This is a genomic window from Nonomuraea candida (assembly GCF_000725485.1).
Lineage (GTDB): Bacteria > Actinomycetota > Actinomycetes > Streptosporangiales > Streptosporangiaceae > Nonomuraea > Nonomuraea candida.
In genome coordinates, this window is the sequence record NZ_JOAG01000011.1 from 47,764 (window position 1) to 70,425 (window position 22,662).

At 74.1% G+C, this 22,662-nt stretch carries 16 protein-coding genes; 7 read left to right on the top strand and 9 right to left on the bottom strand.

Features of this window, described 5'->3' with window-relative positions:
• The first annotated feature begins 93 nt into the window (after nt 1-93).
• From IO39_RS11270 to rhaS, 4 genes are read left to right on the top strand one after another with little or no spacing between them, the layout of a single operon-like run.
• On the top strand, nt 94-1,599 hold the full coding sequence (locus IO39_RS11270; protein ID WP_043620053.1) for a sugar ABC transporter ATP-binding protein: 1,506 nt from the start codon (nt 94-96) through the stop codon (nt 1,597-1,599).
• On the top strand, nt 1,596-2,621 hold the full coding sequence (locus IO39_RS11275; protein WP_043620055.1) for an ABC transporter permease: 1,026 nt from the start codon (nt 1,596-1,598) through the stop codon (nt 2,619-2,621). The genes IO39_RS11270 and IO39_RS11275 overlap by 4 nt, the downstream gene beginning before the upstream one ends.
• The gene (locus tag IO39_RS11280; RefSeq protein WP_084772695.1) at nt 2,614-3,684 is read left to right on the top strand and encodes an ABC transporter permease; all 1,071 of its coding nucleotides are present in this window, start codon (nt 2,614-2,616) and stop codon (nt 3,682-3,684) included. The genes IO39_RS11275 and IO39_RS11280 overlap by 8 nt, the downstream gene beginning before the upstream one ends.
• 9 nt (nt 3,685-3,693) lie before the next feature.
• Nucleotides 3,694-4,761, top strand: coding sequence for a rhamnose ABC transporter substrate-binding protein (rhaS, locus tag IO39_RS11285; protein WP_043620059.1), 1,068 nt, complete (start codon nt 3,694-3,696; stop codon nt 4,759-4,761).
• Nucleotides 4,762-4,782: 21 nt separating this feature from the next.
• Here rhaS and IO39_RS11290 read toward each other — a convergent pair whose 3' ends face one another.
• Together IO39_RS11290 and IO39_RS50485 are read right to left on the bottom strand one after the other, a co-directional pair.
• Entirely contained in the window at nt 4,783-5,799 is a 1,017-nt protein-coding gene (locus IO39_RS11290; protein WP_043620376.1) for a carbohydrate kinase family protein, read from the bottom strand.
• 212 nt (nt 5,800-6,011) lie between these two features.
• Nucleotides 6,012-9,443: a S8 family serine peptidase gene (locus IO39_RS50485; protein ID WP_157548191.1), complete on the bottom strand. Its 3,432-nt coding sequence runs from the start codon at nt 9,441-9,443 to the stop codon at nt 6,012-6,014.
• 201 nt (nt 9,444-9,644) lie between these two features.
• Here IO39_RS50485 and IO39_RS11300 point away from each other — a divergent pair, with 201 nt between their 5' ends.
• A complete protein-coding gene (locus tag IO39_RS11300; protein ID WP_043620061.1) occupies nt 9,645-10,607 on the top strand; it encodes a helix-turn-helix transcriptional regulator in 963 nt (320 codons plus the stop codon).
• A gap of 36 nt (nt 10,608-10,643) precedes the next feature.
• Here IO39_RS11300 and IO39_RS57600 read toward each other — a convergent pair whose 3' ends face one another.
• The 3 genes from IO39_RS57600 to IO39_RS11315 all read right to left on the bottom strand — a co-directional run bounded on the left by IO39_RS57600 (nt 10,644) and on the right by IO39_RS11315 (nt 14,788).
• Nucleotides 10,644-12,326: a PQQ-dependent sugar dehydrogenase gene (locus tag IO39_RS57600; protein WP_084772698.1), complete on the bottom strand. Its 1,683-nt coding sequence runs from the start codon at nt 12,324-12,326 to the stop codon at nt 10,644-10,646.
• 131 nt (nt 12,327-12,457) lie between these two features.
• Nucleotides 12,458-13,282 (bottom strand): PIG-L family deacetylase, encoded by an 825-nt coding sequence (locus IO39_RS11310; RefSeq protein WP_043620063.1) that lies wholly within the window; start codon nt 13,280-13,282, stop codon nt 12,458-12,460.
• Between the two features lie 114 nt (nt 13,283-13,396).
• Complete coding sequence (locus IO39_RS11315) at nt 13,397-14,788, bottom strand: tetratricopeptide repeat protein (protein WP_157548193.1); 1,392 nt, start codon at nt 14,786-14,788, stop codon at nt 13,397-13,399.
• Between the two features lie 135 nt (nt 14,789-14,923).
• Here IO39_RS11315 and IO39_RS11320 point away from each other — a divergent pair, with 135 nt between their 5' ends.
• Nucleotides 14,924-15,745 carry a DUF1206 domain-containing protein gene (locus IO39_RS11320; RefSeq protein ID WP_043620067.1) on the top strand — a complete coding sequence of 274 codons (822 nt, stop codon included), beginning with the start codon at nt 14,924-14,926 and terminating at the stop codon, nt 15,743-15,745.
• An 81-nt stretch (nt 15,746-15,826) separates the two neighbouring features.
• Here IO39_RS11320 and IO39_RS11325 read toward each other — a convergent pair whose 3' ends face one another.
• The 4 genes from IO39_RS11325 to IO39_RS11340 form a co-directional block, all read right to left on the bottom strand.
• Nucleotides 15,827-16,921, bottom strand: a complete 1,095-nt coding sequence (locus IO39_RS11325) for a glycerophosphodiester phosphodiesterase (protein WP_245641916.1) — start codon at nt 16,919-16,921, stop codon at nt 15,827-15,829.
• 110 nt (nt 16,922-17,031) lie between these two features.
• The gene (locus IO39_RS11330; RefSeq protein WP_052422747.1) at nt 17,032-18,630 is read right to left on the bottom strand and encodes a GMC oxidoreductase; all 1,599 of its coding nucleotides are present in this window, start codon (nt 18,628-18,630) and stop codon (nt 17,032-17,034) included.
• Nucleotides 18,627-19,256, bottom strand: a complete 630-nt coding sequence (locus IO39_RS11335; protein ID WP_245641917.1) for a carboxymuconolactone decarboxylase family protein — start codon at nt 19,254-19,256, stop codon at nt 18,627-18,629. Before IO39_RS11335 ends, IO39_RS11330 begins: the two co-directional genes overlap by 4 nt.
• Complete coding sequence (locus IO39_RS11340; RefSeq protein WP_043620070.1) at nt 19,253-20,332, bottom strand: NAD(P)H-dependent amine dehydrogenase family protein; 1,080 nt, start codon at nt 20,330-20,332, stop codon at nt 19,253-19,255. The genes IO39_RS11335 and IO39_RS11340 overlap by 4 nt, the downstream gene beginning before the upstream one ends.
• A 348-nt stretch (nt 20,333-20,680) precedes the next feature.
• Between IO39_RS11340 and IO39_RS11345 the strand changes: the two genes are divergently transcribed.
• Nucleotides 20,681-22,660: an ATP-binding protein gene (locus tag IO39_RS11345; protein ID WP_052422748.1), complete on the top strand. Its 1,980-nt coding sequence runs from the start codon at nt 20,681-20,683 to the stop codon at nt 22,658-22,660.
• Nucleotides 22,661-22,662: the final 2 nt, after the last annotated feature.

The following is a 22,662-nucleotide window of genomic DNA, read 5'->3' on the forward strand; positions in this document are numbered from 1 at the left end:
CGGCGGATTAACGAGGTGTTGACACCCTCCACGCGCCCGTTTTACGTTCTGGGCACTTAAAACGTTTTGCCATAAACGTTTGCCGGAGGGCGCATGAGTGAACTGCCTCCCATCCTTTCGCTACGACATGTGAGCAAGTCTTTCGGCGCCGTACGGGCCCTCCAGGACGTACGGCTCGATCTGTGGCCCGGCGAGGTCCACGGCCTGGTGGGCGAGAACGGCGCGGGCAAGTCGACCCTGGTGAAGATCCTCGCCGGCGCGCACCCGGCCGACGCCGGCACCGTGCTGGTGGACGGAAGGGAGCTGAGCCCCTCGGGGCCGTCCGACGCGCGGGCCGCCGGCATCGCGGTCATCTACCAGGAGCCGGCCCTCTTCCCCGACCTGTCCGTGGCCGAGAACATCTTCATGAGCCGCCAGCCGCTGCGCTCGCTGCGCCGCATCGACGCCGGGGCCATGCGGCGGGCCACCGCCGAGCTGTTCGGCCGGCTCGGCATCCACCTCGACCCCGGCCGGCCGGCGCGCGGGCTGTCCATCGCCGACCAGCAGCTCGTGGAGATCGCCAAGGCGCTGGCGTTCGACGCCCGCATCCTGGTCATGGACGAGCCCACGGCGGCGCTGTCGGGGGTGGAGGCCGAGCGGCTGTTCTCGGTTGTGGCCTCGCTCCGGGAGGCCGGCGCGGCGGTGCTGTTCATCTCCCACCGTTTCGACGAGATCTTCGCCCTGTGCCACCGCGTCACCGTGATGCGGGACGGCCGCTGGGTCTCCACCGACCCGGCCGCCGGCCTCACGGTGGACGAGCTGGTACGCCGCATGGTCGGCCGCGAGGTGTCCGCCCTGTACCCCAGGACGGACGCGGCCGTGGGCGAGCCCCGGCTGGAGGTGCGCTCGCTGACGCGGCACGGCGTCTTCCGGGACGTCTCCTTCACCGTGCGCGGCGGGGAGATCGTCGCCCTGGCGGGCCTGGTCGGCGCCGGGCGCAGCGAGGTCGCCCGCGCCGTGTTCGGCATCGACCGCCCCGACGCGGGCGAGGTGCTGGTCGACGGCGTACGCCTGCCGCCCGGCGACACCGGCCGCGCGATCGCCGCCGGGCTGGCCCTGGTCCCGGAGGACCGCCGCCAGCAGGGCCTGGTCATGGAGCTGTCGGTGGAGCGCAACGCCACCCTCACCCGGCGCTGGTCGCTGAGCAGGCTGGGCCTGCTGACCGGCGGGCGCGAGCGCGCGGCCGCCCGCGAGTGGAGCGAGCGCCTGCGGGTCAAGACCGCCCGGCTCACCGACCCGGTCTCCGCCCTGTCGGGCGGCAACCAGCAGAAGGTGGTGCTGGCCAAGTGGCTGTCCACCGGCCCGCGAGTGCTCATCGTGGACGAGCCCACCCGGGGCATCGACGTGGGCACCAAGGCCGAGGTGCACCGGCTGCTGTCGGAGCTGGCCGGGCAGGGCGTGGCGGTGCTGATGATCTCCAGCGAGCTGCCCGAGGTGCTCGGCATGGCCGACCGCGTCCTGGTGATGCACGAGGGCAGGCTGGTCGCCGACGTGCCGCGCGCCGAGGCCGGCGAGGAGAGGGTCATGCTCGCCGCCACCGGCCAGGGCGGCGCCGCATGACGGCGGCCGGCGTGCTCGGCGGCGCCAAGGAGGGCGGCCGGCTCGCGCATCGCGTGCTCCTGGTCAGGGAGCTGGGCATCGCGGTCGCGCTGGCGCTGCTCGTCGGCGTGACGGTGCTGGTCAACCCGCGTTTCCTGACCGCGCAGGGCATCAAGGACCTGCTGCTCGGCGCCACCATCCTGGCCGTGCTCGCCGTCGGGCAGAGCATCGTCGTCATCACCCGCAACGTGGACCTGTCGGTCGGGTCGGTGCTGGGCCTGTCGGCGTTCGCGACGGGCAGCCTGTTCGTGGCGAACCCGGGCCTGCCGATCCCGGTGGCGCTCGCGGCCGGGGTGCTGCTCGGGGCCGCGTGCGGGGTCGTCAACGGCGGGCTCATCGCCGCCGCCCGCGTTCCGGCGCTCGTGGTCACCCTCGGCACCCTGTACGTCTTCCGCGGCCTCGACCACACCTGGGCCGGCGGCCGCCAGATCAACGCCGCCGACATGCCGCCGGGCTTCCTGCGCATGGGCAGCGGCACGCTGCTGGGCGTGCCGGTGCTGACGCTGTTCGCCGTGGTGGTGCTGGTGGCGGCGGGCTACTACCTGCGCGGCTACCGCAGCGGCCGGGAGCTGTACGCGATCGGCTCCAGCCCCGCCGCCGCCCGCCTGGCCGGCATCCCGGTGGGGCGCAGGGTGTTCGCCGCGTTCGTCGCCAGCGGCGCCCTGGCCGGCCTGGCCGGCGTGCTGTACGCGGCCCGCTTCGGCACCCTCGACGCCAACGCCGGCAACGGCTTCGAGCTGAACGTGGTCGCCGCCGTCGTGGTCGGCGGCGTGGCCATCTTCGGCGGCAGCGGCTCGGTCTACGGCGCCGCGCTCGGCGCGGTGCTGCTCACCACGATCAGCAGCGCGCTGCCGGTGCTCGGCGTCAGCCCGTTCTGGCAGCGGGCCGCCGTGGGCGCGCTGATCCTGGCCGCCATCGGCCTGGACCGGGCGCTGGCCGTCCGCCTGGCCAAGACCCTGAGAGGAAGGAACGGCCATGGCTGAGCCGACGCCAGCACCAGGAGGCGGCCGGGCCGGGCGGGCCCCGGCGGGAAGGGGCACGGCCGGGCGGACGGCGCGGTGGCGGGGGGTGGCCGGGTCGTGGGACGCCGCCCTGCTCGTGGCTCTGGCCCTGGTCGTCGTGGCCGGCGCGCTCGCCGTCGAGGGCGTGGCCAGCCCGCGCTTCTGGCGGTTCGTCACGCTGGAGGTCATCCCGATCGCGCTGATCGCCCTGCCCATGACCCTGGTGATCATCACCGGCGAGATCGACCTGTCGGTGGCCAGCATCCTCGGCCTGACCTGCACGGTCATGGGCCAGCTCTGGCTGTGGGGCATCTCGTCGCTGCCGGTGCTGATCGCCGTGGCCCTGCTGCTGGGCGCGCTGCTCGGCGCGGTCAACGGGGTGTTCGTCACCGCGTTCGGGCTGCCGTCGCTGGCCGTCACGATCGGCACCCTCGCGCTGTATCGCGGGCTGGCGTACGTGGTGCTCGGCGACCGCGCGGTGGCCGACTACCCGCCCGGGTGGACGACGGGCGCGATCGCGGCGATCCCCGGCCTGACCATCCCCTGGATGATCATCGTGGTGGCCGTGCTCGCCGTCGTCTTCGGCCTGCTGCTGCACGCCACCCCGATCGGCCGCGGCCTGTACGCGATGGGCAACAACGCCGAGGCCGCCCGCTTCACCGGCATCCACGTGGCCCGCGCCAAGTTCTGGCTGTTCGTCGCCACCGGCGCGATGTCGGCGCTGGCCGGCGTCTTCTGGACGCTGCGCTACGCCAGCGCCCGCGCCGACAACGGCAACGGGCTCGAACTCGCCGTCGTGGCCGCCGTCCTGCTGGGCGGCGTGTCCATCTTCGGCGGGCGCGGCCGTCTCGTCGGCGTCATCGCCGCGGTCGTCCTGCTCGGCATCCTGCGCAACGTCCTGCAACTGGCGTACGTGCCCGCCAACACCCTCACCATCATCACCGGATCCCTGCTCATCGTCTCCGTCGTGGGACCCAACGTCGCCGCCATGCTCCGCGATCGCCTGCGCAGGCGACGACCCGCCGCCCCCCTGCCCCAGGAGTGAGGACACACCATGTCAGCGAGAATCCGAGGAGGCCGGGCCGTCGCCCTGGCCCTGCTCACCGCGCTCACCCTCGCCGCCGCCGGCTGCGCCGGTGAGGAGCCCGCCACCACCGCCGGGCAACCGGCCGCCGGCGGCGGAGCGAAGACGATCAAGGAGGGCCTGAAGATCGCCTTCCTGCCCAAGCAGGTCAACAACCCGTACTTCGACGCCTCCGACAACAAGGGCGGCAAGGTCGCGGTCGAGGAGGTCAAGGGCGTCTACAGCCAGACCGGCCCGTCGGAGGCCAGCCCGTCGGCGCAGGTCTCCTACATCAACACGCTGTCGCAGCAGGGCGCCGACGTGATCGTGGTCTCGGCCAACGACAAGGACGCCATCTGCGGCGCGCTCCAGGAGGCCCGCACCGCCGGGGCCAAGGTCGTCACCTACGACTCCGACACCAACCCCTCCTGCCGGGACGTCTTCATCAACCAGGCCAGCGCAGAGGGCATCGCCGCCTCCCAGGTCAAGCTCATCTCCGAGGCCGTCGGCCCGGACGGCGGCGAGATCGCCATCCTGTCGGCGACCGCGAACGCCACCAACCAGAACGCCTGGATCGCGATGATGAAGACCGAGCTGGCCAAGCCGGAGCACGGCAGGCTCAAGCTGGTGGCCACGGTCTACGGGGACGACGACGACCAGAAGTCCTTCCAGGAGGCGCAGGGCCTGCTGGCCAAGCACCCGAACCTCAAGGGCATCATCTCGCCCACCACGGTCGGCGTCGCCGCGGCGGCCCGCTACCTGTCGGGGTCGGAGTACAAGGGCAAGGTGCAGCTCACCGGCCTGGGCACGCCGAACCAGATGCGCGCGTACGTCAAGGACGGCACGGTCAAGTCGTTCGCCCTGTGGAACCCGTCCGACCTGGGCTACCTGGCCGCCTACGCCGGCGGCGCGCTGGCCTCGGGCCTGATCACCGGCAAGGAGGGCGAGAAGTTCACCGCGGGCAGGCTGGGCGAGTACACCGTCGGCAAGGACGGCGTGGTGCTGCTCGGCGACCCGTTCGTGTTCACCAAGGACAACATCGACGAGTTCGACTTCTGACGCACCGGACCCGCCCCGGCGTCAGAGCTGGCCGGCGCGGGGCGGGTTCGCGCCCGCCACCGAGCAGGTCAGCGCCGACACCCGGGCGGCGAACTCCGCCGCCGCGACCGCCGTCTCCAGGTCGAGCCCGTCGAGCCGGCCGCCCAGCAGGCCCCTGGCGGCGAGGGCGTGCAGCAGGCCGGCCGTGAACGCGTCGCCCGCGCCGACCGTGTCCACCACCTCCACGCGCGGCGCGGCGACCCTGGCGCGGGCGCCGTCCAGCGAGATCAGCGCGCCCGCCGCGCCCATGGTGACGACGACGAGACGGGCCCCGGCGGCGTGCCAGCCGTCGCAGGCCCGCTCCGGCGGCACCCCGGGCAGCAGGAAGGCGAGGTCGTCGTCGCTGAGCCTGAGGATGTCGGCGAAGGAGCACCAGCGCTCCACCTGGTAGTCGTCCTTGGCCGCCAGGCTGGGGCGCACGTTGGGGTCGATCGAGACCGTGGCGCGTCCGGCCGCCGCCCTGGCGAACTCCTCCACCGCCGTCCGCCCCGGCTCCCTGACCAGGGCGAGCGAGCCGGTGTGCAGGCAGGTGGCGGCGCCGAGGCGGGCCGGGTCCAGCTCGTCCGGGCGCCACTGCCAGTCGGCCGCGCCGGTGGCGTAGAAGGTGTAGTCGGCCCGCCCGCGCTCGTCGAGCGCCGCGACCGCGAGCGTGCTGGGCTCCTCGGCCGCCACGCAGGCCGACAGGTCCACCCCCGACGCGGCCAGGCGCTCGCGGAACATCGCGCCGAACACGTCGGAGGAGATGCGGCCGAGGAACCGGGCCGGCGTGCCGAGCCGCGCCAGCGCCACCGCCGTGTTGGCCGGCCCGCCCCCGGGCAGCGCCCGCAACGTCAACCCGCCGTCCGGCCCACTGTCCGGCCCACTGCCCGGCCCGCTGTCCTGCCGGGCTGCCTGCGCGCCGTCCCGGTCGCGGCCCTGCCCGGCGTCCGGCCCGCCGTGCGGGCCGGCAGGCCGGTCGGTGAAGGCATCGGCGACGCACTCGCCCAGCACAGCGATCATCGGGCCGGCCTTTCGTGAGACGGTCGCCGGCTCGTCAGGCACGCGGGCGCCGGCGATTCCGGGGGGTCGGAGACCATCATCCCAGCACCCGAGCGGGGCCCGGCCGGGGGGCGGGGCCGGCGCCCGGCGGACCCGCCCGCAAGCGGCCGGCCCAACGTGAACCCGTCCCGCCGGTCGTCAGCCGTCCCGAGAGGAGCCCCGCTCGTCGCCGGTCAGCGCTTGACCGTGAACTCGCCGGTGAGGGGGCCGAGCCTGACGGCGTGGGTGCCCGCCTGGGCTCCGCGCAGCTCGAAGGTGACCCGCTCGGTGCGGCCGGGCCGCAGCGACACGGCCCGCCGTCCCTGCTCCGCGCCGTCCACGTGCAGCACGGCCTCGTACGAGCCCGCCCGCTCGCCCACGTTCTTCACCAGCGCCCGCACCCGCACGCGCCCCGCCCGGGACACCTCGGGAGAGACCTCCAGGCCGCTCACCGTGAACAGCGCCTCGGGCCCGGCCACCAGGTCGTGCACGAACACGTCGCCGCGCTTGTTCGTGTCGCCCTCGCCCAGGTTGGCCGAGGTGCTCTCGAAGGCCACGTACCGGCCGTCGTCGCTGATGGAGGGCAGCACGGCGCGGCCGTCGCCCTCCTCGCCCCGCGGCCCGCCGGAGACCCGCGTGGTGGTGCCGGCCGCGACATCCCGGACGAACACGTCGTTCCGCCCGTTGGTGTCGCCGGGGACCAGCGCGGGCGAGTCGCTGTAGAAGGCCACCCTGCCGCCGTCGGCGGTGATCGAGGGGGCGAAGGACATGGCGCCGGCCGGCTCGCCGCCGGGGGTCACCGACACCAGCCGGGCCTCGCCCGTGGCGAACGGCCTCTTCACGTAGAGCTCGCCCAGGCCGACGCCGTTGGTGAAGGTCACGGCCGTGCCGTCGGCGCTGATCACCGGCCCGGTGGTCTCCTCGTCCGGGTAGGGCGCCGCCAGCCGCGTCAAGGTTCCCGACCGGCGGTCCAGCACGTACGCGTCGATCACGCCGTTGGCGTCGCCGGGGGTCAGCGCGTCGGCGCCGCTCTGGAAGGCCACGTACCGGCCGTCGGCGCTGATCGTCGGCTCGCGCGAGCTGTCGTCCACCTGGACGCCGCCGCGCGCCACGGACAGCCGTTCGGTCGTGCCGCTCTGCCGGTCGCGCAGGAACACGTCCGTGCGGCCGTTGGTGTCGCCGGGAACCAGGTTCGCCGCGTCGCTGTCGAAGACCGCGAAGCGGCCGTCCGCGCTGAACCGGGGCGCGCCGGACAGCCCGTCGCCGGGCGTGCCGTCGGGGGCGACCGAGAGCAGCTCCGTCGTGCCGGTCCGCCGGTCGTGCACGAAGGCGTCCGACAGGCCGTTGGTGTCGCCGGGAACCAGGTTGGCCGCGCCGCTGTTGAACCCGACGTACCGGCCGTCCCCGCTCACCGTCGGCGACAGCGAGAACGAGTCGGCCAGCCCGCCGCCGCTCGGCACCGAGACCCGCCGGGTGGTGCGGGTGCGCAGGTCGGTGGCGAAGACGTCCAGCTCGCCGTTGGTGTCCTCGACGTCGTCGAGGTTGGTCGCGAAGCTGGCGAACACCACCACGCCGCCGTCGCCGCTCAGCTCCGGCCACCAGGCGTCGTTGTTGGCCTGCCGCCCGTCCGGGCCCAGCGACACCCGTTCGGTCCGGGGCCGGCGCGGCAGCACGACGTCCGCCGCGGCCCGGCTCCGGGTCACGGTGACCGTGACCGGGTCGGAGCGCGACACGCCGGCGGCGTGCGCGGAGATCCGGTGCTCGCCCGCGGGCACGTCCTTGATCGTGTATCGGCCGTCGCGGTCCGTCGTGCCGGTCAGCACGTCCGGCACGCCGAGCACGGTGACCGTGGCGCCGGGCACGGTGGCGCCGGTCGGCTCGTACGTCACCCGGCCCGAGATCGTGCTCCACCGGGTGCGCGTCAGCTCCAGCCGCACGTCGGAGAGCCGGTCGGCCCGCACGGTGACCGTCTTCGCGGCCGTCTCGTAACCGAACCTGGACAGCGTCAGCTCGTGCTCGCCGGCCGGGAGCCGCAGCTCGAAGCGGCCGTCCGCGCCGGTCTCGGTGCCCCGGCCGTCGGCCCGGACGATCTTCACGCCGGCCAGCGGCCTGCGGCTGCGCCCGTCGGTGACGGTGCCGCGCACGCCGCTGGTGAGCGCCGCCTCCGCGACGGCCGCGTAGGCGTCGATGCGGCCCTGGCCGTAGCGGGCGTTCGGGCGCGGGCCGTAGCGGTCGTCGGAGACCGACGTGCCGGCCAGGATCTCCTCGGCCGCGTCCACGGCCAGCCCGGGCCGGGCCTCCAGCATCAGCGCGACCGTGCCGGAGACGTGCGGGGTGGCCATCGAGGTGCCGTTCAGCGCGGCGTACTCGCCGCCCGGCATGGCCGACACGACGTCCACGCCGGGGGCGGAGACGTCCGGCACGACGTACGAGTCCGGCCACTCCGGCGGCGCGGCGAACCAGTCGCCGCTCTTGACCACGCCGCCGCAGGAGAAGCCGGCCACGTTGTCGGCGGCGTCGGTCGCGCCCACGGCCACGGCCTCGTAGACGTTGCCCGGGCTGCCGGAGCCGCCGGGCGAGCAGTCGTTGCCGATGGCGAAGGAGGGGAAGGCGCCGGCGCGGTAGATGTTCCTGGCCGGCTCGATCAGCTCGTCGGCGTAGCCCTCCGCGCCCAGCGACATGCTCACCACGTCGGCCGGCTCGCCCGCCGGGGTGCCGTCGGCCCGGTACGGCGCCAGCGCCCACTGCATGCCGGCGATCACCTGCGCCAGCGTGCCCCGGCCGCCGGGGATGACCAGCCCGGCCATCAGCTCGGCCCCCGGCGCCACGCCGATCCGCGTGCCGGAGGCGTCGCCGCCCGCGATCGTGCCCGCCACGTGCGTGCCGTGGTAGCTGCTGTCGTGCGGCTCGCTCGGCACCGGCTTGCCGTTGGCGTCGAACTCGATCCAGCCGCCCGGCGCCTTCGGGTCGGCGGGGTCGGCGGTGGCGAGCTTGCCCTTCAGGTCGGGGTGGGTGACGTCGATGCCGGTGTCGAGCACTGCCACGCGCACGCCCTTGCCCGTCAGCCCGCGCTCGTCCTGCACCCGGTCGGCGCCGATCTTGGCCAGGCCCCAGGTCGTGGCCGCGGCGGCGGTGGTCCTGGGCGCGGCGGCCCGGCCCGGCTCGGGGGCGGTCAGCGTGAAGTTGGGGATGATCCGCTCGACCAGGTCGAGCTCGGCCAGGGCGCCCAGGGTGCCGGGGGTGGCGCGTACCAGGAGCATGTTCTTCAGCCAGAACGTGTTGACCACCTGGTCGCCGCGCGAGCGCACGAACGCGGCCACCGGGTCCTGCACGGGCGCGGCGCCCTCGCGCAGCGCCGCGCGCGCCTCGGCGGCGGAGCGGGCCGGCGGCGGGTCGTGCGGGGCGCGCAGCACGACGACGGCCTCAAGGGGGCCGCGCGCGCCCTTCATCCGCTCGGCGAGCTTGGCGTCGATCTTCGGCGGGTCGGCGTGCTCGGTGGTGGGTCCCGTGGTGGGCCCAGTGGTGAGCCCAGTATTGAGCAGGGTGGCGGGGCCGGACGTGGCGGCCCGCGCGGCGGCGGGGCTCGCGACCAGCATCCCGAAAGTCCCGATCGTCCCGGAGGTCATCAGTACGGCTGGTAAGACGGCTGCGAGCAGGCGTCGCCCAGCGGAACGGCGGGGGGACAGGGGCATGGTGCTCCTTCAATCAGGTGACCCAGAGGGCCATTCGTGCACCCAGAACGCTGACATCCTCCGATGTTTCCTGACAAGATCGGTTGCTGACGAGTTTCCGTCACGTGACGTGAACCCGACACCCCGGAGGAGCGTGTGCTGGAGGCCATCGGACTCGGCCGTCAGGACGAGGAGGTGTACGCCGCGCTGGTCCGCCGCACCCAGGCGACCGTCGCCGAGATCGTCGCCGACTGCCATCTCCCCGCCCCGGTGGCGCGGCGCGTCGTGCACGGGCTCGTCACCCTCGGCCTGGCCACCCGGTCGTCCGGCCGCCCCGTCCGCTACGTCGCCGTCTCGCCCGACAGCGGCCTGGAGGCGATCCTGCGCGAGCGCGAGCGGGAGCTGGACGACGTCCGCGGCCACATCCGCGCGCTCATGGACGTCTACCGCGCCGGCACCCGCTTCGCCCACCCCGGCGAGCTGATCGAGGTCATCTCGGGCCGCGACGAGGTCAACCACCGGTGGGTGCGGATGCAGCAGGACACGCGGGTGCAGATGCGCGGCTTCGACCGCCCGCCGTACGCCGCGCCGCAGCAGCACACGGAGTCGAACACCGTCGAGCTCGACCTGCTCAGGACCGGGGTGAGATATCGCGTCATCTACGACACCAGCGTGCTGGAGCTGCCCGGCTGGCTGGACGACGTCACGGCCGGGGTGCAGCACGGGGAGCAGGCCAGGATCGCGGCCGTGCCGATGAAGCTGGGCATCTCCGACGACCGGCTGGCGATCATCCCGCTGCTGCGGCCGGGGGACGACGTGGTGTCGGCGTCGTACCTCATCCATCCGTCACCGCTGCTGGACGCGCTGGTGGCGCTGTTCGAGGCGTTGTGGGAGCGCAGCGTGCCGGTGGGGGTGGCCGCGCCGGAGGGCGAGCTGACGCAGGACGAGGAGCGGCTGCTGACGCTGCTGGCCTCGGGGGCGACCGACAAGGCGGCCGGCCGGGCGCTCGGGTGGAGCGAGCGCACGGTGCAGCGGCACGTCACCAAGCTGATGCGGCGGCTGGGCGCGCAGACCCGCTTCCAGGTCGCCATGGAGGCCACCCGCCGCGGCTGGATCTGACGCGGCCCGGCCCCGGGGCCTGCTGAGACGGGCGGGTCAGGGGCTGGTGCAGCGGTAGCCGGAGGGGAGGCCGCTGTCGCCGGCGGGCCGGGTGGCCTGGAAGCCGAACGAGACGCTCTGCCCCGGGGCCAGGGCGCCGTTGTGGCTGGTGCTCCGGGCCGTGACGGCCTGGCCCGCGCCGCTCAGCCCGGCGTTCCAGGAGCCGGTGACCTGGTGCCCGGGAGGCAGCGTGAACGTCACGGTCCAGCCGTTCAGCCTGGTCGTGCCGGTGTTGGTGACCGTGACGGGCTGGATCACGTAGCCGGTGCCCCACTGGGCCTGCGGCGTGGCCGTCACCGAGCAGGAGCCGCCCTGCGCGGCGGTGGTGGTGACCGTGATCGTGCCGGAGACGGGGGAGAGGTTGCCCGCGGCGTCGCGGGCGCGCACCTGATAGCGGTAGGCGGTGCCCGCGGTCAGGCCCGTGTCGGTGTGCGAGGTGCCCGCCGACGTGCCGACCCGGGCGAACGCGCCGCCGGAGGCGCCCGGCGCGCGTAAGACGTCGTAGCCGGTCACGCCCACGTCGTCGGTCGAGCCGGTCCAGCTCAGCGTGGTCGTGGTGGCGGTCGTGCCCGAGGCGGTCAGGCCGGTCGGCGCGGTCGGCGGTTCGGTGTCGGAGCCCCCGCCGGCCGGCGGGACGCGGATGATCCGGTCGTCCTGCGCCACCGGGTTGCCCCGGCCGTCGCGGTTGCTGGTCGAGATCCAGAGCCGGCCGTCCGGCCCGGCCGCCACCGCGCGCAGCCGGCCGTAGGCGGAGCGCAGCTCGGCCACCGGGGTGCCGGCCGTGCCGTCGCCGTTCAGCGGCACCGCCCAGATCCGCTGCCCGCGCAGCGCCGCCGCGAACAGCGTGCCGTTGGCGTACGCCAGCCCGCTGGGTGAGGACTCCGCCGTCGTCCAGGTGACGACGGGGTTGCGGAAGGACGGGTCGGAGCAGGTGCCCTCGCAGGCCGGCCAGCCGTAGTTGCCGCCCGCGACGATCTGGTTGATCTCGTCCCAGGTGCTCTGGCCGAACTCGGTGGCGTACATCCGGCCCTGCCCGTCCCAGGCCAGGCCCTGCACGTTGCGGTGGCCGTAGCTCCAGACGCGGGAGCCGGCGAACGGGTTGCCCGCGGGGACGCCGCCGGTGGGCGTCATGCGCAGGATCTTGCCCGCCGGGCTGTTGAGGTTCTGGGCGTTGGCGGTGACGCCGGCGTCGCCGGTGGCGACGTAGAGCATGCCGTCGGGGCCGAACGCGATGCGGCCGCCGTCGTGGATCGCCGCGCTCGGCACCCCGGAGAAGATCACCGTCTGCGTCTGCGGGGCGGTGAGCTGGAATCTGACCAGCCGGTTGTCGCCGCTGGTGCTGGTGAAGTAGGCGTAGACCCAGCCGTCCTGCGCGTAGGTCGGCGAGACCGCGAGCCCCAGCAGCCCGCTCTCGCCCGAGGCGCTGACCCCGCTGACGGTGGCGACCTGCGTGGGCGCCTGGCCGGGCCGCACCCGCATGACGCGGCCCGTGTTGCGCTCGGAGACCAGCGCGTCGCCGTCGGGCAGGAACGCCATCGCCCACGGCACCTGCAGCCCCGTGACGGAGACCTCCGCCCTGGCGAAGTCGAAACCGCCGGTCACCTGGGCGTGGGCCGGCGGGACGCCGAGGCCCACGGCGAGGAGGGTCAGGACCAGGGCCGGGATGAGACGGGCGCGCATGACAATCTCCTTGACCGGAGGGTTGCCAGCACCGTAGGCATCATGGCGACCGGATCTCAACCCCGCCCGCCCCGCGAATCCGGCCGATCTGCTGAGACGGCCGGCCCGCCGGTGAAACTTTCAGGGGCGCCTCAGGCGTCGCGCAGGCCCGCGAACAGGTCTTCCTCGTGCTTCGGCGTGTCCACCTTGCTCAGCACCCGCTCGAACGCCTCGTGGGAGAACGCCTGCTGCTGCGCCTCCTCCGGCATGCGCAGCAGGAAGATGTTCTCCCCCTGGCTCTCGTGCGCCCGCAGGGCCTTGAGCTTGCGCTCGGTGTAGGCGGTGACGTCGACGATGCTGGTGACGCGCTCGTCGGGGGTGCCGAAGTCGTCGGAGGGCTCGAAGCCCAGGTCGGCGCCGTGCTCGCGCATCAGCTCGAACATGCGCTTGATCGCCGAGCGGGGGATGGCCGTGTAGTAGAGCTTGTCGGGGATGCCCGTGCGCTCGGTGGCGGCCACGGTGATGCGGTGGGTCTGCACGTGGTCGGGGTGGCCGTAACCGCCGCCGCCCGTCTCGTCGTAGGTCACCACGACCTGCGGCCGGTAGTGCTCCATCAGCGCGGCCAGCCTGGCGGCGGCCGTCTCGACCGGGACGTTGGCGAACGCGTCGGGGTGGCCGTTGCCGTCCCAGCCGTCCATCCCCGAGTCGCGGTAGCCGAGCAGCTCCAGATGGTCGATGCCCAGGTGGGCCACCGACTCGCGCAGCTCGCCCAGCCGCCGCTCGGCCACCGCCGCGTCGTCGTGGCCGGGCTCGCCCGGCTTGACGCCGCCCAGGTCGTCGCCCTGCTCGCCGTTGGTGCAGGTCACCAGGACGGTGCGGATGCCCTCCTCGGTGTAGCGGGCCAGGATGCCGCCGGTGCTCAGGCATTCGTCGTCGGGGTGGGCGTGCACGACCATCAAGGTGAGTTGCCGATCCATGAATGAAGACCCTACCCGGCGCCCCCGACAGATCGGCGTGGCGCCCGCGCCCCTCACGACCGGACGGCTCGGGCTGGTCGGGTGGCTCGGGCTGGTCGGGCGGCTCGGGGCCGGCTATCCGGACCGGGCCAGCTCGCCCGCCCGGGCGCGGGCGAGGGCCGCCGCCGCGCCGTCGCCGAGGGCGTCGGCCAGCGACGCCTGCTTGAGCCAGTTGTACGGGCTGCACGGCCGCACCCAGATCCGCTCGCTCACCAGCACCCTGGCCAGGTCGTGCCGCCCGGCCCGCAGCGCGGACTCCAGCAGCGTGCGCTGCACGGCGTCGCGCTGCGCGTGGCTGCCGCCGAACGCGTTGACCCGGTGCCTGATCGGATGGAGCAGGTCCACCACCGCCTCGTGGTCGCCGCGCCCGAACGCCGTGATCGCCCGGCACACCGGCAGCCCCACCCGCAGCGTCATGTCGTGGTTGGTCACCCCGGGCCGCGGCCGGGCCGCGTACGCCTCCCGCTCCGCGACCAGCTTCTCCGCCGCGCCGATGCGCCCGGCCCCGACGTAGGACATCACCGCGTGCATGTCGTTGAAGGCGTAGAACGGCTCGGCGACCAGGGGCGGCCACGCGTCGGCCAGCGCCCGCCAGCGTTCGTGCTGGTCGGAGCCCTCCAGGTGGAGCCGCCAGAGCAGCGCGGCGGCGTCGAGCAGCTCCATGCACGACCGCCCGCCCGCCAGCGCCGCGTCGTAGATCGCCAGCACGCGCGGCACGTCGCCGGTCTCCAGCGCGTACAGGCAGTAGTGCCACCAGTTGTGCACGTTGAAGAACGTGCCCTCCGACCAGTCGCGCACCCGCGCGTCGAGGTAGCGCAGGCCGTCGCCGAAGCGGCCCTGCATCTCGTAGGTGTGCACCACCGCGTGGATGCCCCACACGTCGCGCGGGTTCAGCTCCACCGCGCGCAGCCCGACCTCCTCCGACCGGTCGTAGTGGCCGGCCTCCTCCAGGCCGAAGGCGTACATGCCGAGCAGGTGCCCGAAGTGCGGGTCGTCCTCGCGCCAGGCGTTCAGGGCCCCGCCGATCCGGTCGCGGAGCATGCGCGCGTCGCCGGTGAAGAAGTCGACCTGGTGCCCGGCGGCCAGCGCCAGGGCGTCGCGCGGGTACGCGACGGCGATCTCGGCGAGCAGCGCCCCGCAGGTCAGGAAGTCGCCGCCGAGCAGCGCCCGCACGGCCGCCAGGTGCGCCCGCTCGCGGGGCGGCAGCGCGCTCTCGTCGGTCCCGCGCAGGAACGCGCCGAACCGGGCCCGCGCCGCCCGCGCGTCCTCGGCCTCCGTGGTCAGCAGCCCCAGGTAGGCCGACAGGACGTTGCCCATCGGGAAGCCGGGCGACTCCGCCAGCGCGGCGGCCGCCTCGGTGTCGACCTCGGCCCGGAAGTGCAGCAGGGCGTCGATCGCCCGGTCGTAGTGCCGGACCGCGGCGGCGCTCGCGCCGGTCATCGCCAGTCCGTGCTGGTCGTGACTCACTGACTCACTGTAACCAGGGACGTCCTTCCCGGCGGGCGTAACCGGGGACGTCGTGCCTGGCAGCGCGGTGCCGACGCCTAGAGCCGGGAATTGCGGGCACTCGGAGTTCTCCGGGAAGACCCCTTGGAGGAAACGGTGAATACTGCCCAACAGGCGGGATACGAGGCGAAGGCCGCGACGCGGCGGGCGACCCGCAGCCGTCCGATGGCCGTGCTGACCAGGGTCGGCCTGGCGTGCCGGGGCGTGCTGTACGCGCTGATCGGCGTGGTGGCCCTGCAGATCGGCCTCGGCCAGGGCGCGGGCGGGGAGGCCGACAAGGCCGGCGCCATCACCACGCTGGCCGGGCTGCCGTTCGGCCAGGCGCTGTTGTGGATCATGGTGGCGGGCTTCACGGCGCTGGCGCTGTGGCAGGCGTCCGAGGCGCTGCTCGGCGGCGGGAAGGCGCTGGACAGGGCCGAGTCCGCCGCGCGGACCGTCGTGTACGTCCTGATCGTCTACACGCTGTGGAGCGTGATCACCTCCGGCGAGGCCACCTCCGACGACCAGAAGTCGCAGGACATCACGGGCAAGCTGCTCGACCTGCCGGGCGGCCCGCTGATCGTGGGCGCGGTCGGGCTCGGCCTGGCCGCGCTCGGCGTCTACTGGGTGCACCGGGGCGTCACGAAGGGCTTCAGGGAGGAGCTCGACACCGGGCGCATGTCGCCGCGCGCCGCCACGGCCATGGACCGGCTCGGCGTCGGCGGGTACGTGGCCCGCGGGGCGATCGCCGGGCTGGCCGGCATCTTCGTCGGCTACGCGGCGATCACCCACGACGCGGACAAGGCGGGCGGCATCGACGCGACCCTCAGGCAGTTCGCCGAGACGCCCGCCGGGCCCTGGCTGCTCGTGGTGGTGGCGCTGGGAGTGCTGCTGTTCGCCGGCTACTGCTTCGGCGAGGCCCGCTGGCGCCGTACCTGACGGGCCGGCGCGAGCGAGCGCGGACCTGACGACTCAGCGCGCGTGCGCGGCCACGACTCAGCGCGCGTGCGCGGCCACGACTCAGCGCGCGTGCGCGGCCACGACGGCCCGGCCCATGGCCGGGTCGTCGCAGAACGCGCCGTCCACGCCCAGGTCGAGCAGGCGCGACAGCCAGCCCATCACGTTCCCCGCCGCCCGCGGGTAGGCGGGGCTCGCCGGGTCCCCCATCCGGTGGTCGGCGGGAAGCTGGGAGTTCTCGTTGCGGATCGTCCACACGTGCACGTCGAGCCCGCGGCGGTGGGCGTCGGCCACGAGCCGGGTCGGCCGGGTGGTCGCGCCGGAGGCGTCCACGGGCACCACGCGCCGGGTGTCCACGCCGATCCCGTCCGCGTAGCGCGCGACCTCGCGCAGCCCCTCCGGCGTCACCATGTCGTCATAGGTGCGCGTGCTGCCCGCGGCCACCCAGTCGTAGGGCGCGCCGCCGGACGTGATGAGCTGGATCAGCGGCAGCCGCGTCCGGCCGCGCAGCTCGCGCAGGTTCGCCGTCTCGAACGACTGGATGTACGCCTTGCGCACCCGGTTGCGGTGCAGCACGTCGAGCAGCGGCTCCTCCAGCGACAGGCCGATGGAGTCGAAGTACGTGGGGTGCTTGGTCTCGGGGTAGACGCCCACGCCGTGCTCCAGCGCCAGCCGCACGACCTCCTCGAACGTCGGGATCTCCGCCAGCCCGTCGAAGGCGGTGTTGCCGGGGCGCAGGTCGGGCACGCGCTCCTTGGCCCGCAGCGTCTTCAGCTCGGCCAGCGTGAAGTCCTCGGTGAACCAGCCGGTCACCGGCCGGCCGTCCACGGTCTTGGTGGTGCGCCGGCCGGCGAACTCGGGGCGCGCGGCCACGTCGGTGGTGCCGGAGATCTCGTTCTCGTGCCGGGCCACCAGCACGTGGTCCTTGGTGGAGACGAGGTCGGGCTCGATGTAGTCGGCGCCCATGGCGATGGCCGCCTCGTACGACAGCAGCGTGTGCTCGGGCCGGTGGGCGCTGGCGCCCCGGTGGGCGATCACGATGGGCTCCCGGGCACGGCGCTCGGCCGTGGCGGGAGTGGTCTGGGTCAGCACGACGGTGACCGTACCGCCGGCGAGGAGTGCGGACAGCACGGTCGCGATCAACCTGCGCATCGTCATGGGCGCACGGTAGACCGCCGAGGTGGACCGCGAGTTACGGGTGGGCGCACAGGGGTGAACGCCCGGTTTTTCGGTATCGGCGGGCACACTCCGGCGGTCCGCGCGCGGGGTCAGAGGTCTGTCGCGATGATGTGCTCGATGTTGCGCTCGGCCAGCGCCGTGATGGTGACGAACGGGTTGACCGTCGTGTTCCCGGGGATCAGCGCGCCGTCGATGACGTACAGGCCCGGGTAGGCGGTCAGGCGGCCGTAGTTGTCGGTGGCCCGGTTCAGGACGGCGCCCCCCAGCGGGTGGTAGGTCAGGTGGTCGCCCCAGACCTTGTAGATCCCGAACAGGTCCGTACGGTAGATGGTCCCCTCCCTGGCGTTGATCCGGTCGAAGATGGTCCTGGCCATGTCGATCGACGGCTGCTTCCAGGCCGTCTGCCAGTTCAGCTCCACCCGGCCCGTCCCCGCGTTCCAGGAGAACTGCGCGCGGTGCGGGTTCTTGGTGATCGACAGGTAGAACGAGGCGAACGTCTCGATGCCGGTCGGCAGCGGCGCGACCTCGGCGAACGCGCCGCCCGCGGCCCAGTTGTCGATGCCGCAGCACGGGATGGCCGACTGGAGGCTGCCGGTCGGGTCCCACAGGTGGTTGGCACGGCCGCACATGACGTTGCCGTTGTCGCCCCAGCCCTTGCCGACCTCGCCGTTCAGCGCGGGCAGCACGCCCGTGGCCTTCAGCTTGACCAGGAGCTTGCTGGTGCCGACGCTGCCCGCGGCGAAGAACACCCGCTCGGCCGTCACGGTCTTGGTGGCCAGCCTGGCGCCGTCCGTGCCCAGGTGTTCGAGGGTGACCAGGTAGCCGCCCGCCGCCGGGGCGACCGAGGTGACCTGGTGCAGCGGCGAGACCGAGACCCGGCCGGTGGCGGCGGCCCGGGCGAGGTAGGTGCGCTGCAACGACCTCTTGCCGTGGTTGTTGCCGTAGAGGATCTCGCCGGCCAGCGCCGACTTCGGTACGGTGCCGGCCTCCTCCTGCTTCATGTAGTCCCAGTCGTACACGTCGGGCACGAACACGAACGGGAACCCGGAGCGCTGGGCGTGCTTGCGGCCGACCCGGGCGTACTGGTAGCAGTCGGTGGCGTCGAACCAGGCCGGGTCCACCGTGCCCACCCCGAGCGCGGCGTTGGCGCGCGGGTAGTAGACGCCGTACATCTCGTCGGCGTTCACCGAGGGCAGCACGGCGGCGAAGTTCTCGCGCTTCGGCGTGACCGCCATGCCGCCGTTGACCAGCGAGCCGCCGCCGACGCCGCGGCCCTGGTAGACGGTGATGCCGCCGAACTCCTCCGCGTCCAGGACGCCGGTGTGGCGGGGGATGTCCCGGTCGATGGGGAAGCCGAGGAAGTAGTTGAGCGGGGCCTTCGTGCGGGTGCGCAGCCAGTAGGAGCGGTAGTCCGGCGTCCGCGTGTTGCAGAAGATCTTCCCATCGGGGCCGGGGGTGTCCCAGGCCATGCCCATCTCGGCCAGGTGCACGTCCACGCCCGCCTCGGCCAGGCGCAGGGCGGCCACGGCGCCGCCGTACCCGGTGCCGATCACCAGGACGGGGACGCGCGCGCCGTCGGCGATGGGGCCGCCCGCGCGGGCGGCGGGGGAGTGCGCGCCGAGCGCGGCGGTGCCGAGCAGGGCGCCGGTCGCGGTCAGGAAGCCGCGCCGGGAGACGTCGCCGCTCATCTCCGTGACCTCGCTTCCGCAGGGGAGGGGAGGTCCGTCTCGGACGGGAGACCCGTTCCGGACGGGACGTCCGCCCCGGCCGGGGTGTCCGTCCCGGAAGGGGCTCCCGCCGGGGCCGGGCCGCCGGGGCGGGCGGGGGCGGGGGTGCGGCCGCTGGGCAGGCGGCAGGCGGTGTCCAGCCCCAGCACGTGGTTGAGCCGGCCGAACGCCAGCCACGACCCGAGGCACATGCTCAGCTCCACGATTTCGAGCTGGCTGTAGTGCGCGCTCATCCGGGCCCAGAACTCCTCGTCGAGGCCGTGGTGGTCGAGGGCGTACCGCTCGGCGTACTCGGCGGCCAGCCGGGTGCGCGCGTCGAACGCGCCGGTCGTGCGCCAGTCGGCGACGGCCTCGGCGAAGCCGTCCTCGACCTTGACGCCGTCCCGCTCCGTCCGCCAGTCCAGGCAGAACGCGCAGCCGTTGATCTGCGCGATCCGCAGCCGGGCCGCCTCGAACTCGCGCAGCCCGAGCGTGGTGTGGGCGTAGACCGCCAGCGAGAAGCGCGAGGCGGCGGCGCCGATGCCGGGGACCATCTCGCCCCAGACGTACTCGATGGCGTCCTTGCCCTCAGGGATGTCGATTCTCACGGGCTGCTCCTTCCGAGCTTGCCGATCGCCGGGCGCAGCGGCACGTCCAGCGCGTCGTAGAGCCCAGGGCCGGCCTCCACGAGCCAGCCGACGGCTCCCACCAGGCGGCCCACGGCCGTGGCGTTGCCGCCCGCGGCGCGGTTGCCGCCCTCGTCGGTGGCCTCCACCGTGACCTCGATGCGCGGGCGGCCCTCGACGATCACGCGGTGCGCGCCCGCTCCGGAGGGCGGCAGCGGCCAGTCGGGCGCGCAGGACGGGTGGATGCGGGTGACGTGCTCGACCACGATGGCGGGCCGCCCGCCGACGATCCCCTGCACCTCGAAGCGGGCCGCGCCCTGGGTGCCCGCCTCGAACACGCCCATCGACGCCGTGGTGACCGTGGTCGTGAGGGGGCGGCGGGCCACGCTCTCGCGGATCTCGTCGAGCTCGGCGCCGAGCGCCCTGGCCATCAGGCGCACCTGGCCGCCCCACACCATGGTGGGGACGGTCGGCGCGAGCATCGGCGGCTGGTAGTCCAGCGGATGGCCCATGCCGACCAGGTGGCGCACCGAGTCGGGCTGGTCGTAGGCGGAGTAGTCGAAGATCTCCTGGCAGCGTACGGCGTCCACGGTCGTGGCCAGCCCGCTGACCAGCAGCGGCAGCACGTCGTTGGCCCAGCCGGGATCGACGCCGGAGACGAACAGGGAGCCGCCGCCCTCCGCGACCGCGGCCAGCACCCGCTCGCGCACCTCGGGCGGGGCCGAATGCCGGTCGTAGAGGGCGTACAGGGACGGGGTGACGACCACGGCGCCGGCGCGGACGGCGCGCAGCACGTCGGCGAGGGCCTCGTCGGGGCGCAGGTCGCCGGAGGCGGCGTAGACGACGGCGCCGGGGCCCGCGGCCAGCGCCGCGTCCACGTCCGCGCTCGCCGCGACGCCGAGATGGTGGCCGAGCCCGGCCAGCTCGCCCGCGTCCCTGCCGACCTTGGCCGGGTCGGCGACGAGCACGGCGGCCAGCTTCAGCGACGGGCAGGCCGCGACGGCGCGGATGGCGGCGCGGCCGATGTTGCCGGTACCCCAGACGATCGTGGACACCATGGGCGGAGCGTAGCAAGCGCTTGGTCAGGTGTATAGGGCCCGCCGGCCAGGCGTTCTCCGTGCTCGGAGCGGGATCTTGGACGAAAGGGAAGGGGCCGCTGAACGAGGAGGGACATGATGAAAGGCCCGCAATCCGGCCTCTTGTGTAGTCACTTTCTCACTTTTCGTGGCGGATACGGGCGGCGTCCGGCAAGCTGCTGTTCACCAAGGGCGGTGGACCGAGCCGGACAGGTGAGGATCATGAACATGGGTGGGCGGCACGCCGGGAATCTGCCGCCGGAGACGACCAGTCTGGTGGGCCGCCGCGGAGAACTCGCCCGGATCCGCCGGCTGTGCAGGGAATTCCGGATGGTGACGCTGACCGGGGTGGGCGGCGTCGGCAAGACCCGGCTGGCGCTGCGCGCCGCCGCCCTCATGCGCAAGGACTTCGGCGACGGCGCCTGGCTCGTGACGCTGTCGGCGCTGGACCAGGGGGCGCTGGTGCCGTACGCCATCGCCGAGTCGCTGCCCCTGGCCGACCGCTCCACCCGGCCGATGCTGGACGTGCTGGCCGAATATCTCGTCGACCGGCACGTCCTGCTGGTCCTCGACACCTGCGAGCACCTGGTCGAAGCCTGCGCCGGCACCGCGGAGGAGCTGCTGGTCGCCGCACCTGGCCTGTCGATCCTGGCCACCAGCCGCCGGCCGCTCGGCGTGCCCGACGAGCAGGTGCTGATCATCGACCCGCTGCCCGTGCCCGACGGCCGCGGCGAGGGGCGCCAGGAGGCCGTGGCGCTGCTCGCCGAGCGCACCGCCCGCTCCGTGCCCGGCTTCACCGTCACCGACGGCAACCGCGCCGACCTGGCCCGCCTGTGCCGCCGCCTGGAGGGGCTGCCGCTGGCGATCGAGCTGGCCGCGGCCCGGCTGCGCGAGCTGCCCGCCGCCGAGCTGTGCGAGCGGCTCGACGACCGCTTCGCCATGCTGGGCGACACCGAGGCCGCGGTGGCCGCCGCCGACCCGCCCTGGCACCAGGCGCTGCGCACCGCGATCGGGTGGAGCCACCAGCTCTGCACCCCCGAGGAGCGGCTGCTGTGGGCGCGGACGTCGGTGTTCGCCGGCAGCTTCGACGGCGTCGCCGCCGCGCGGGTCTGCGCCGACGCGCTGCTGCCCGCCGAGGTCATTCCCGGGCTGCTGGCCGGGCTGGTGGACAAGTCGATCCTCATCTGGTCGCCCACCGGCGGCGGCGAGCGCTACCGCATGCTGGACACCATCCGCGAGTACGGCGCCATCTGGCTGGCCGCCCTGGGCGAGCAGGAGGGCCTGCGCCGCCGGCACCGCGACTACTACCTGGCCATGGCCCGCCGCGGCGACGCCGCCTGGTTCGGGCCCGACCAGGTCTCCTGGAACGACCGCACCACCGCCGAGCACGACAACCTGCGCACCGCGCTCGACTTCTCCCTCGCCAACCCCGCCGACCACACCGCGCTGGAGCTGGCCGCGGCGCTGTGGTTCTTCTGGTATCCGTGCGGCTTCCTGCGGGAGGGCCAGCACTACCTGGAGCGCGCGCTGGCCTGCGACACCGAGCCGGGCGTCGTGCGCAACCGCGCCCTGTGGGTGTGCAGCCTGACCCTCATGGTGCAGGGCGACCCGACCGCCGGCATGGCCTGGGCCGCCGAGTGCGCGGGCGTCGCCGAGCAGCTCGGCGACACCTCCGCCGCGCTCGCCGCGCAGGCCATGGTCATGGCCGCGGCCACCATCAGGGGCGACCTGGCGCTGGCGCTGGCGCTGGCCGACAGCCTGCTGGCCGTGCACCGGCCCGAGCACGGGCTCACCCTGCCCACGCTGCTGGCCCGTCTGTGCCAGAGCCACGTGCACACCGCCCAGGGTCGCGTCGAGGACGCCGTCAAGGCGCTGGAGGAGATGTGCGCCGAGTGCGACAAGCACGGGGAGCGCTGGATGCGCGCCTACGCCGACCTCTTCCGCGCCCAGGCGGAGCTGTCGCTGGGCCGCAACGAGGCGGCGCAGCGGTACGCCAGGTCGGCGCTGGAGATCAAGCACCGCCTGCACGACAGCATCGGCATCGCCCTGGCCCTCGACGTGCTGGCCTGCGCCGCGGCCGCCGCCGGTCAGGGCGAGCCGGCCGCGCGCCTGCTGGGGCTGGCCCAGCAGGTGTGGGAGACGATCGGGCGGGCGCAGATCGGCATCCGGGAGTGGGTCAGCGCCCGGGAGGAGAGCGAGCGGCTGGCGCGCGCGGCGATCGGCGACCGCGCCTTCCAGGCGGCCTTCCGCGCCGGGTACGAGACCGCGCTGGACACCGGCATCGCCCGCGTCCTCGACGCCGGCCTCTGACA

Excerpts from the sequence above, each read along its gene's own strand:
- IO39_RS11325 (WP_245641916.1), bottom strand. The coding sequence starts at position 16,921 with ATGACGATGCGCAGGTTGATCGCGACCGTGCTGTCCGCACTCCTCGCC.
- IO39_RS11280 (WP_084772695.1), top strand. The coding sequence starts at position 2,614 with ATGGCTGAGCCGACGCCAGCACCAGGAGGCGGCCGGGCCGGGCGGGCC.
- IO39_RS50485 (WP_157548191.1), bottom strand. The coding sequence starts at position 9,443 with ATGACCTCCGGGACGATCGGGACTTTCGGGATGCTGGTCGCGAGCCCC.
- IO39_RS11330 (WP_052422747.1), bottom strand. The coding sequence starts at position 18,630 with ATGAGCGGCGACGTCTCCCGGCGCGGCTTCCTGACCGCGACCGGCGCC.
- IO39_RS11290 (WP_043620376.1), bottom strand. The coding sequence starts at position 5,799 with ATGATCGCTGTGCTGGGCGAGTGCGTCGCCGATGCCTTCACCGACCGG.
- rhaS (WP_043620059.1), top strand. The coding sequence starts at position 3,694 with ATGTCAGCGAGAATCCGAGGAGGCCGGGCCGTCGCCCTGGCCCTGCTC.
- IO39_RS11275 (WP_043620055.1), top strand. The coding sequence starts at position 1,596 with ATGACGGCGGCCGGCGTGCTCGGCGGCGCCAAGGAGGGCGGCCGGCTC.
- IO39_RS11345 (WP_052422748.1), top strand. The coding sequence starts at position 20,681 with ATGGTGACGCTGACCGGGGTGGGCGGCGTCGGCAAGACCCGGCTGGCG.
- IO39_RS11340 (WP_043620070.1), bottom strand. The coding sequence starts at position 20,332 with ATGGTGTCCACGATCGTCTGGGGTACCGGCAACATCGGCCGCGCCGCC.
- IO39_RS11270 (WP_043620053.1), top strand. The coding sequence starts at position 94 with ATGAGTGAACTGCCTCCCATCCTTTCGCTACGACATGTGAGCAAGTCT.
- IO39_RS57600 (WP_084772698.1), bottom strand. The coding sequence starts at position 12,326 with ATGCGCGCCCGTCTCATCCCGGCCCTGGTCCTGACCCTCCTCGCCGTG.
- IO39_RS11310 (WP_043620063.1), bottom strand. The coding sequence starts at position 13,282 with ATGGATCGGCAACTCACCTTGATGGTCGTGCACGCCCACCCCGACGAC.